Here is a 10,788-nt window from a genome sequence, read left to right as displayed (position 1 = left end):
GGGTGAGGGGGAGGGCGGCGGCGTTCACAGTCCTCCCAGCCTAAGGAGGCAGGCGCCGACGGGCCTCCATCGAAAGTTACAACTCGCGTGGCGCCTTTCGGTCCGTGAAGTGACCTCGCCCGGCAGATGTCCCGGAAGCGGGCGGCGACGAGGGTGGAGTCACCACCGAGTCCGTTGCTCAGCCGACCGCTTGAGTCCCTGACCGAGTCCGTTGCTCAGCCGACCGCTTGAGTCCCTGACCGAGTCCGTTGCTCAGCCGACCGCTGAGTCCCTGAGCGACTCCGCCGCTCAGCCGACCGCTGAGTCCCTGGCCGAGCCCACCGCCGAAGGAGGCAGGCAAGTCCGTGTTCGTCGCCTGGAGAGATCTGAAGTTCGCCAAGGGGCGCTTCGCCCTGATGGGCGGCGTGATCGTGCTCATCACGCTCCTCGTCGGGCTGTTGTCCGGCCTGACCGCCGGTCTGGGACAGCAGAACATCTCCGCGATCACCGGGCTGCCCGCCGACCGGATCGCCTTCCAGGCCCCCGGCGCAGGACAGGACCTGTCGTACGCGAACTCCCGGGTCACCGCCGACCAGTGGCAGCACTGGGCGAAGGTCCCCGGCGTCACGGCCGCCGAGCCGCTGGGCATCACCACCACCAAAGCCACCGCCGGCCAGAAGAGCACGGGCGTCTCCGCCTTCGGGGTGCGGCCCGGCTCGACGCTGGCCCCCGACAGCGACAGGATCGACGCACGCTCGGCCGTACTGTCCACCACAGCCGCCGAGGAACTCGGCCTCGAACCCGGCGACACCTTCACCCTCGCCGGACAGGACCTGACGGCCGCCGCCGTACGAGGCGACGCCTCCTTCAGCCACACCCCGGTGATCTGGATCAGCCTCGACACCTGGCAGCACACCGCACCGCCCGCCGAGGGGGACGGAACAAGCGCCACGGTGATCGCGCTGGACACCCACGAAGGAGCCGACCTCGCGACCGCCGACCGCACCGCAGGCACCGAGACGGTCTCCAAGGACGCCTCTTTGTCCGCGATCGGCTCCTACACCTCGGAGAACGGCTCGCTCCAGCTGATGCGCGGATTCCTGTTCGCCATCTCGGCGCTGGTCATCGGCGCCTTCTTCACCGTCTGGACCATTCAGCGCAGCGGCGACATCGCCGTCCTCAAAGCGCTCGGTGCCTCCACCGCGCAGCTCCTCAAGGACGCACTCGGTCAGGCCTTCGTGCTGCTCACCGGCGGCACCCTGATCGGCACGGGCCTCGCCGCCGCCTTCGGCGCCGTGGCCGCCGAGGGGGCGGTGCCGTTCGTGCTCACGCCGACGACGGTCCTGCTCCCCGCCGCCGTGATGATCCTGCTCGGCGCACTCGGCGCCGCCCTGTCCGTCCGGCGCATCACCGCCGTCGACCCGCTGACCGCCTTGGGGAGCGCCCGATGAGCCTCGAACTGACCGACATCACCCTCACGTATCCCGACGGCGCATCCCGCCTGACCGCGCTCGACCGGGTCACCCTGCATGTGCCGGCGGGCAGCGTCACCGCCGTGGTTGGCCCGTCCGGCTCGGGAAAGTCCAGCCTGCTCGCTGTCGCCGCAACCCTGATCACCTCCGACCACGGCACGGTCACCATCGACGGGACGTCCACCACGGGTATGAAGCGGGCCGCTCTCACCGAGCTGCGGCGCCACCGGATCGGAATCGTCTTCCAGCAGCCGAATCTGCTGCCTTCCCTCACCGCCGCCGAACAACTCGAGGTCATGGCCCGGATCGACGGCCGCAGTCCGGTCAAGGCCCGCACCCGCGCCCTCGAACTCCTCGACGCGGTCGGCCTGGCCGACCAGGCGCGCCGCCGCCCCCACCAGCTCTCCGGCGGCCAGCGCCAACGCGTCAACATCGCCCGCGCCCTGATGAACGACCCGACCGTGCTCCTGGTCGACGAGCCCACCAGCGCCCTCGATCACGCACGCGGCGCCGCCGTCATCGACCTGATCACCGAACTGACCCACCGGCAGGCCACCGCCACCGTCCTGGTCACGCACGACCCGACGCATCTCACGGCGGTGGACCAGATCGCGGAAGTGCACGACGGGCGCCTGCGCGTGCCCTGCCGATGAGCCCCGAAGCCTTCCGTTGCGGCACGCGGAAGCCGTCAGATGGAGAAGCGCTCCTTCTCAAGCAGCGGACGCACCCGCGAGGCGAACCCGCCGGTACGGAAGGGGTGTTGCAGCAGTCCGGGCCGCAGTTCCTGGGCGAGGGCCGCGGCGACCATGCCCTGGTCCAGGGCGAGGACGAAGTCGCTGACCCGGCCGGTCGTGACATCGACCGAGTCACGGAAGCCATACGTGTCGTCGTAGGCCCCGAAGTCCCGGTCGAGCGCCCTGAGGTTGGCGAGCGCCTCGCCGCGCGCGTACGGGAGCGCGAGGAAGGAGGCGTGCGGGGTCACGACGCCGAGGGAGTTGTAGCCCTCCTCCTGCATGCCGATCGCGTCGACGCCGTACTCGCGGTAGCCGCCCTCGGGGATGTTGGCGGGGGAGAAGCCCCAGTAGCCGTACTCGGCCTCGTCCATGCCGTGCTCGATCTGGCTGCGGACGAACCGGGTGTGCGTCAGGCCCCACGAGCGCGGCGACCACTGAGGCTCCGGCACGAACAGCGGCACCATCAGCGCCTCGAACATCGACCCGCCCCAGGTGGGCACCAGCTTGCGGCCCCGGTAGGTGTAGTGCCCCTGCCACACACGGACGCCGTCGATGGTGACGTATGAGCCAGCAGGTTCCTGCTCCTGGCCCATGCCGGGCAGCAGCGTGCGGAACACATGCCAGTAGTGGTCGGGCGGCAGGGAGCCGTCGGCGATGCCGAGGTAACTGGCCATCCGGGGCTCGGTGTTGAGGGCGCCGTAATGATGGCCCGTCGGTTCACCCTTGCCCGGCTTGTCCGGCCAGTAGCCGCCGCGCAGCTGGCCGGGTCCGGCCACCGGGTCGGCGGGGTCGTAGGGCGTGTAGTAGTACGACCAGTCGGCGTCGGCGAGCAGCCGCGCGACACGGGAACGCAGCGAGGGAGCGGCATCGGCGGCGATACGCAGACCCGTCACCAGCCAGGCGTTGTCGACCGAGGAGAGGAACGGGCGGACGGTCTCACCGTTCTCCGGCCAGGTCGTCAGGAGTGAACCGTCGTGTGCGTCATACCAGTTGAACCAGAAACCGTGCGCGCGCTCCAGTTTCTCGACCGCGGCAACCGTCCGGGTGAGCCGGCGCTCCATCTCCTGACGGCCGATCACCCCGAGCCCGCCCGCCGCGGCCGTCGCCCAGAGCCCGCAGCCGATGTTCGTCGGGGAGGTCTGCACGGACGGTACGGGGGCACCGGCCCCGCTGACGTCGACCTTGTCGGTGACGAGACCGAAGTCCGTGGTCATCGCCTCGATCGAGCGGTACGTCGAGCGGAACCAGGTGCGCAGCAAGGCCGCTTCGGAGCGGGCCGGGGAGGCGGTGGCCGCATGGGCCGGGCCGAGCGTGAGGGCGGCGCCGCCGGCGCCGGCGGCCATGAGGAACGTACGACGATCCATGGAGTCCTCCGAAAGGGCGGATACGGAAGGGCAGTTCGTGGTGCTGGTGCTCGTGCGGGCAGCGGGCGGGGACCGGCGCCCATCGCGGCGTCGGCCCCCGCCCGTGTGCGGGCCTGCGGGGTCAGGTTGCGCAGGCCCTCGGGACCGGGACGGCGGGGTGTGTGCTCCCGGCCCCGTACGTCCCGGAGCGGCCTAGGGGCGTCGCTCCGGGACGGGTCGTGGTGCGGCGGATGCCCGGGTCAGGGGTGTGACAGCCGCAGATCGTCGGGATCAGAGGCGTGGCAGCCCCTGCTCGCGGCCCAGGCCGCCGAGCCAGTGGGCGGCCGGCTTGGGCGTGCGCTCGAATGTGTCCTTGTCCCAGCCGATCAGCCCGAAGGTCGCCTTGTAGGTGCCCCACTCGTAGTTGTCGAGCGCACTCCACGCGAGGTATCCGCGTACGTCGATGCCGTCGTCGAGGCAGGCGGCCACGGCGTCGAGCGCGCCGGCGTAGTAGTCGATGCGGCGCTGCTCGTCACCGGTGGCGATGCCGTTCTCGGTGACGATCAGCGGAGTGCCGGGGCCGATGAGTTCGGCGGTGTGCCGGATCGCGTGGCCGACCGCCTCGGGGTAGTACTCCCAGCTCGTCAGGGTCCGCTCGGCGTCGTCCGGCGCGGGTACCGGACCGTCGGTGCCGATCTTCGTACGGGTGTAGGACTGCACGCCGATCCAGTCGTCGCCGCGTGCCGCCTCGATGAAGACGTCCTCGCGCGGGGCGCGGTAGGCGGCGGTGATCTCCTCGGCGCCGGGCAGGGCCTGGTAGACCTGGTTGGCGATGGTCCAGCCGACCTGGATGTCGGGGTTGATGGCGCGCACGGCCTTCACGGCCGCGTGGTGCGCGGCGATGACGGCGTGCGTGGTCTCCTCGTCGGGGAAGGGCAGCCCGGCGGGCGGGAAGCCCTGGTCGCCGCGCTTGGCGAGACCGGCCATCACGGCGATCATGTTCGGCTCGTTGATGGTGCACACATGCCGTACGCCCTCGCCGATGATGGGCGCGCACTCCTCGACGTACCGCGCGAAGAGCTCTACCGCGCCGTCGGCGGTGAAGCCGCCGAGGTCCTCGAACCACTGCGGGATCGTGAAGTGGTGCAGCGTCACCATGGGGCGCAGGCCTCGGGCCAGGGCGCCGTCCACCATGCGCCGGTAGTGCGCGATCTCGGCGTTGGAGAAGTAGCCGCGGGCGGGCTCGATCCGCGCCCACTCGACGCTGAACCGGTAGTCGGTGAAGCCGAGTTCGGCCAGCAGGTCCATGTCCTGCTCCCAGCGGTGGTAGCTGTCGCAGGCGTCCAGGCTGGGCTCGGCGATCTTCGCGGCCGGGTCGTGTTCCTTGCGCCACCAGTCGCTGTTGACGTTGTTGCCCTCGATCTGGTGGGCGGCGGTGGAAGCGCCCCACAGGAAGCCGTCGGGGAAGGGCGTGCGGGCAGGGGTGGGCGTCATGGGGGTGCCTGTCTTTCTGCGTACGACGCGTACGAGGAGGTGCGAGGAGGTGCGAGGGGGGAAGGGGCCGGGCGCTACTTGAGGCCGGCGGTGGCGATGCCCTGCGTGAAGTGCCGCTGAAGGACGGCGAAGACGACGAGCACGGGCAGGACGACGAGCAGCGAGCCGGCCATGAGCATGCCGTTGGCGCCGCCGACCGTGCGGTTGGGATCGTTGGCGAAGGTCGCGAGGGCCACCGGGAGGGTGTACTTCTCCGGGTCGTTGGTCGCGATCAGCGGCCAGATGAAGTTGTTCCACGACCCGAGGAACGTGAAGATCGTCAGCGTGGCGAGGGCCGGCTTGACCAGCGGAATGACGATCCGCCAGAAGATGTACCACTCGCCGGCGCCGTCCATCCGTGCCGCTTCGAGCAGCTCGTCCGGGATGGCCTGCATGAACTGGCGCATCAGGAAGACACCGAAGGCGGCCGCCGCGAACGGCAGGACGAGCCCGGCGTAAGTGTCGAGCAGGTTCAGCTGGTTGATCAGCACGAACAGCGGCAGGACCATCAGGTTGGCCGGCACCATCAGGGCGGCGAGGACAATCCCGAAGACCTTCGAGCGCCCGGTGAAGTTCAGCTTTGCGAGCGCATAGCCGAGCATCGAGCAGAACAGGAGATTGCACACGGTCACGAGGACCGCGACGATCACCGAGTTCAGGAAGTACTGCGGCATGTCCAACTGGTCGAGCAGATCCCGGAAGTTCTGCAGCGTCCACTCGGACGGCAGCCACACCGGCGGGCTGGCCGTGAGGTCCTTCTTGGTCTTGAAGGCGCTCAGCGCCATCCACAGGAACGGTGTGGCCATCACGAGGAGGCCGAGCGAGGCGACCACGTACAGGGCCGGCTTGCTCATGCGGCGCTGACGTCGGCGGGCCGGGGCGGCCGCTTGTGCGGCGGGTGCGGCGCTCACTTGGTGTTGTCCTTCATCAGTCGCAGCTGCAGCACGGTGATGGCCATGATCACCACGAAGAGGACGTACGCCATGGCGCTCGCGTAGCCCATGTTGAAGAAGCTGAAGCCCTGCTTGTACATGTCGAGCGACACGGTCAGCGTGGCGTCCGAAGGGCCGCCCTGGGTCATCACGAAGGGCTCCTCGAAGACGTTGAGATAGCCGATCGTGGTGATGACCGTGGTGTACAGGAGGGTCGGGCGCAGCAGCGGCACCGTGATGCGGCGCAGTTCCTGCCAGGCGTTCGCCCCGTCCAGGCGGGCCGCTTCGCGGACCTCGGCCGGGATGGCCTGCAGGCCGGCGATCATCAGCACCATCACGGTGCCGAGGTTGCGCCATACGGCCATCGCGATCAGGGACGGCATGGCCCAGGTCTCCGAGCCGAGGAAGTCCGGTGCGGTGAAGCCGAGTTCGGCGCCGAGGCCGGCGATCAGGCCGTCGGAGGGGTCGAGGACGAAGCGCCACACGATCGCCACGGCGACGATCGTCGTGACCACGGGTGCGTAGAAGCCGACGCGGAAGAAGGTACGGGCCCGGTCGATGCCGTTGTTGAGCAGGATCGCGACGAGCAGGCCGAGGCCGATCGTCAGCGGCACTCCGACGACGACGAAGTAGGCCGTGTTGAACAGGGCCTTGAGGAACTGCTCGTCGCCGAAGAGCTTGACGTAGTTGTCGAAGCCGACGAACTCGGCCTCCAGCGGGCGTCTCACATGGCGCTGCCCGAAGTCGGTGAAGCTCATCAGGAGCGTCGCCACGATCGGGAAGAGCATGAAGACGCCGAACAGCACCAGGAACGGGGTGGAGAACAGCCAGCCGGCCAGGTTCTGCTTCCCCATCGAGCGTTTTCTGCGCCGCCCGCCGGGGCCGTCGGGCGCGCCGCCCGGGGCCTTGACGGCCCCGGACCGTGCGGGGGTGGGTGTCGTGGTGGACATGGTCCGTCCTTCGGGCTTCCGGCCTGCGGTCCCGCATGTGCCGGGGTGGAGTGTGACGTCGCGCGGCGGTGGTCCGCCTGCTGCGCCTACTTCGCTACGAGGCCCTCGATATCGCCCTGGGCGGCGTCGAGTGCGCTCTGGGCCGAGGCCTTGCCCTGGACGACCTTCTCGATCGCGCTGTCGATCTTCGAGGTGATCTCGGTCCACTTGGGCTGGGCCGGGGAGACCTTGGCCGACTCCATCTGGGTCTTCCAGATCTGCATGTTCGGATCCGTGGCGAGCTCGCCGGTCTCCCAGGCGTTCACGTTGGCCGGCAGGTCCTTGGTGCGCTTGTACCAGTCGGCCTGGCCCTTGGCGTCCGTGAGGTACTTGATGAACTCCTCGGCGGCCGCCTTGTGCTCGCTGTCCGCGGAGATCGTCAGGGCGGAGCCGCCCGCCATGGAGGCGGAGGTCTCGTCGGCGGGCACGTTTGCGACGGCCCACTTGCCCTTCAGGTCCGGGTAGTTCTCGTCGATCAGGCCCATGATCCAGGGACCGCCGAAGAACATCGGCACCGAGCCGTTGTTGAAGTCCTTCGTCACGTCGTAGCCGGGACGCACGGACTTCTCGCTGAGGCCCTTCTTGAAGTAACTGCCGTAGTTCTCCAGTGCCTTGACGGCGGCCGGGCTGTTGGCGACGGCCTTGCCGTCCTTGCTGACGATCTCGCCGCCGGCGGAGTACAGGAACTGGTAGAAGCTCTGCACGGTGTCGAGCCCGCCGGGCTGGATCGACAGGCCCCACTTGGTGTCGGCCTTCTCCTGGTACTTCTCGGCGGCCTGCTGCAGCTCGGCCATGGTGGCGGGCGCCTTGTCGACACCGGCCTTCTGCGCGAGGTCGGTGCGGTAGAAGAGCACGCGCGTGTCGACGTACCACGGCACGCCGTACGTCTCGCCCTTGTACTCGCCCTGCTGCCAGCCGGCCGGGAAGAAGTCCTTCTTCTGGAAGGTCTTGGTGTCGACGGGCTCGAGGGCGCCCATGTCCGCGAACTCGGTCATGTAGCTGCCGCCCATCTGCATCACGTCGGGCAGCTTGCCCGCCGCGGCGGCGGCGACCAGCTTCTGGTGGGCGACGTCCCAGCCGATCGGGGTCACCTTCACCGTGATGTTCGGGTTGGCCTTCTCGTAGACCTTCGCGACATCGGCGAGCTTCTCGCCCTCGGTGCCCATCGCCCACACGCTCAGCGTCTGCTTCGAGTCCGCGGAGGCTTGCGAACCGCTCGATCCGCCGCAGGCGGTGAGGGTCAGCGCAGCGGCCAACGTGACGGCCACGGCAGCTGTGGTGGCGGCGCGGTTCATGGACGGCTCCTCTTCGAGCGTTTCCGATGTATGCGCTGTCTGTAAGCGCATACATAACTCTGTGGCAACCACTCGGGATGTGACAAGAGGGGTCTTGGTCACACTCCCGTAACGGGAGCGTGATGCTGCTAGTTGTTTGCTAAACGAAACTACCTGGCGTCTGTCGGTTGAGGCGAACTGCCGGAGTTGCGGGCCGGGCGTGCGGCGTGACGAGCTGGGCTTCCGCGATGGCGGGCCGGGATTCCCCGGTGACTCGGGTCGGGCATCCGCGGTGACTAGGGTCTGGCGCGTGACCCGCACCCCTATCGCCTTCACGCACGACTTCCCCTTCGACCCCGCCTACGGCAGCACGCTCGACGATCTGCTGGGCATATCGGCCCCCGCGGCGCCGACGGATTTCGACGAGTTCTGGCGCGACCGCTACGCCAGGGCGCTGCGCGTGCGGCCCGCACCAGAGGTGGGGCGCGTGGTGGAGGAGCGCGACGGCGTACGCATTCATGAGGTGACGTACACCTCTTTCGGAGAGGTGCGGTTGGGTGGCTGGCTCGCGCTGCCCACGGCCGGCCCGGTGGAGCACGGATTCGTCATCGGCCACGGTTACGGCGGCAGGGACGAACCCGGTCGCGACATCCCGCTGCCGCTGCCGCGGTCCGCGGCGATCCTGCCCTGCGTACGCGGCATGGGCACGCGCGGTCTGCTGCCCGGGGTGCCGTCCACGTCCGACGAGCATGTCCTGCACGGCATCGCCGCACGGGAGTCGTACGTCATCGGGGAGTGCGTCGCCGATCTCTGGTGCGCGGCGACGGCGCTCCTCGAACTCGTGCCCGGCCTGTCGCGTCTCGGCTACCTGGGGGAGAGCTTCGGCGGCGGGCTCGGCGCCCTGGCCCTGCCCTGGGACGAACGGTTCGCGGCGGGTCAGCTGACCGTTCCGACGTTCGGCAACCATCCGCTGCGGCTGACGCTGGACTGCGTGGGCAGCGGTGCCGCGGTGCGCCGTTACCACCAGGAGCACCCCGAAGTCGTCGACGTACTGTGGTACTTCGATGCGGCGACGGCTGCGACGCGTATCCGCAAGCCGGTCCTTACGGCTCCGGCGCTGTTCGATCCGTCCGTGCCGCCGCCCGGGCAGTTCGCCGTGTACAACGGCCTGCCCGAGGACTCCGGGCGTCAGCTGCACGTACTCGAGGCGGGGCACTTCGAGTGGCCGGGCGCGGAGCGCTCCGTGGCTGAACTGGCGTTGGCCAAGGCGGAGTTCTTCGGGCGGGTACTGGGCTGAGGGGCCGATTCGGGTGGGGCCCGGTCGGCGATGCGAGGGAGCGTCGGACGGTCAGCCGGCGGTCAAGCAGGCTTGCAGCCGCAGCTCGCGCGCCGCACCACGGAGACCGGCAGGGTCATGGAGACCGGCTCTGCGGCGTTCTGCGCCGGCTGGCCGCCGCTGAGGCGTCGGACGAGGAGCTCCACCGCTTCCTCGCCCATCCGCCGCATCGGCTGCCGCACCGTCGTGACCGCCGGCCGCACCAGGCGGCTCAGGGCGATTCCGTCGAACCCGGTCACGGCCACGTCCTGCGGTACCCGAAGGCCCCGCCGCTCCAGCGTGTGCAGAGCGCCCACGGCCATCTGGTCATTGGCGAACAGGAGCGCTTCAGGCCGGTCCCCGAGCCGGTCGAGGAGGGCGTCGGCCGCCCGCGCGCCCTCCGCCTGCGTCATCATCGGGACCCGCAGATCCGGTTCGGCGCCCACCTCGATGCCCGCGGCCCGGCACGCCTCGACATACCCCCGGAACCGCGCCTCGACGTCCGGTGACTCCTCGGCGAACCCGACGTACGCGAGCCGCCGCAAGCCGTGGTCCTCGATCAGGTGCCGGGTGAGCTCGCGCTGGCCGTCGGAGTTGGCGACCTCGATGTGGTCGAGGTGGTCCAGCTGGTTCGACTCCCGCGGTCCGGCCAGCATCACGACCGGCTGGCGGCGCGAGATGACCTCCAGGTCCTCCGTCGGTACGGTGCGGGCGAGCACCGCGAACCCGTCGACCCGTCCCGCGACCTTCGCGACGAGGCTCTCCGGTCCGCCCTTCAAGGAGGCCGCGATCAGCAGGGCGTACCCATGGCGGCGAGCGGCCCGTTCCATGCCGCGGATGATCTGGTCGGAGTAGAGCATGGCGGCTTCGTCGTCGGCCTCGTCCCCATGGCCGGCTTCGACTTCGGACTCGGCGTCCGGGTCGGAGTAGTCGGGGAAGCAGAGTCCGAGGACGCCGGTGGAACGGCTGGCGAGCCCGCGCGCATTGCCGCTCGGCACGTAGCCGAGATCACGGGCGACCGCGAGTACGCGCTCCCGGGTCTGGGCCCGGACCGAGTCGGGGTTGCGATAGACCCGGGACACGGTGGCGATGGAGACACCGGATCGCTCGGCGACGTCGTACACCGTGGGGGTTGTGCTCACTGAATCGGTCCCCCGAGTCGGTCGCATGGGCAGTATGTGAATGAAAGCGCATTCATACTAGGTGGGCCTTTGGCG

General features: G+C 69.5%; 9 protein-coding genes. 3 read left to right on the top strand and 6 right to left on the bottom strand.

Annotation, left to right across the window (positions count from 1 at the left end):
* Positions 1-344 precede the first annotated feature (344 nt).
* Positions 345-1,430, top strand: coding sequence for an ABC transporter permease (locus G6045_RS35285; protein ID WP_165336295.1), 1,086 nt, complete (start codon positions 345-347; stop codon positions 1,428-1,430).
* On the top strand, positions 1,427-2,104 hold the full coding sequence (locus G6045_RS35280) for an ABC transporter ATP-binding protein (RefSeq protein WP_165336294.1): 678 nt from the start codon (positions 1,427-1,429) through the stop codon (positions 2,102-2,104). The genes G6045_RS35285 and G6045_RS35280 overlap by 4 nt, the downstream gene beginning before the upstream one ends.
* Before the next feature lie 35 nt (positions 2,105-2,139).
* Here the strand turns inward: G6045_RS35280 and G6045_RS35275 are convergent, their stop codons facing one another.
* From G6045_RS35275 to G6045_RS35255, 5 genes are all read right to left on the bottom strand, one after another.
* Positions 2,140-3,549 (bottom strand): glucoamylase family protein, encoded by a 1,410-nt coding sequence (locus tag G6045_RS35275; RefSeq protein WP_165336293.1) that lies wholly within the window; start codon positions 3,547-3,549, stop codon positions 2,140-2,142.
* A gap of 270 nt (positions 3,550-3,819) precedes the next feature.
* Entirely contained in the window at positions 3,820-5,022 is a 1,203-nt protein-coding gene (locus tag G6045_RS35270) for a glycoside hydrolase family 1 protein (protein ID WP_165336292.1), read from the bottom strand.
* 74 nt (positions 5,023-5,096) lie between these two features.
* Entirely contained in the window at positions 5,097-5,915 is an 819-nt protein-coding gene (locus tag G6045_RS35265; RefSeq protein ID WP_206344605.1) for a carbohydrate ABC transporter permease, read from the bottom strand.
* Between the two features lie 53 nt (positions 5,916-5,968).
* Positions 5,969-6,943, bottom strand: a complete 975-nt coding sequence (locus tag G6045_RS35260) for a carbohydrate ABC transporter permease (protein ID WP_165336290.1) — start codon at positions 6,941-6,943, stop codon at positions 5,969-5,971.
* A gap of 86 nt (positions 6,944-7,029) precedes the next feature.
* Positions 7,030-8,277, bottom strand: coding sequence for a sugar ABC transporter substrate-binding protein (locus tag G6045_RS35255; RefSeq protein WP_165336289.1), 1,248 nt, complete (start codon positions 8,275-8,277; stop codon positions 7,030-7,032).
* A 289-nt stretch (positions 8,278-8,566) separates the two neighbouring features.
* Between G6045_RS35255 and G6045_RS35250 the strand changes: the two genes are divergently transcribed.
* Complete coding sequence (locus tag G6045_RS35250) at positions 8,567-9,553, top strand: acetylxylan esterase (protein ID WP_165336288.1); 987 nt, start codon at positions 8,567-8,569, stop codon at positions 9,551-9,553.
* 62 nt (positions 9,554-9,615) lie between these two features.
* Here G6045_RS35250 and G6045_RS35245 read toward each other — a convergent pair whose 3' ends face one another.
* On the bottom strand, positions 9,616-10,740 hold the full coding sequence (locus G6045_RS35245; RefSeq protein WP_165336287.1) for a LacI family DNA-binding transcriptional regulator: 1,125 nt from the start codon (positions 10,738-10,740) through the stop codon (positions 9,616-9,618).
* Positions 10,741-10,788: the final 48 nt, after the last annotated feature.

Origin of the sequence: Streptomyces mesophilus (genome assembly GCF_011044995.1) — a bacterium.
In the GTDB taxonomy this organism is placed as follows: Bacteria; Actinomycetota; Actinomycetes; order Streptomycetales; family Streptomycetaceae; genus Streptomyces; species Streptomyces mesophilus.
The sequence above is the reverse complement of the archived record's forward strand: the minus strand, read 5'-3'. Positions and strand labels throughout refer to the sequence as shown.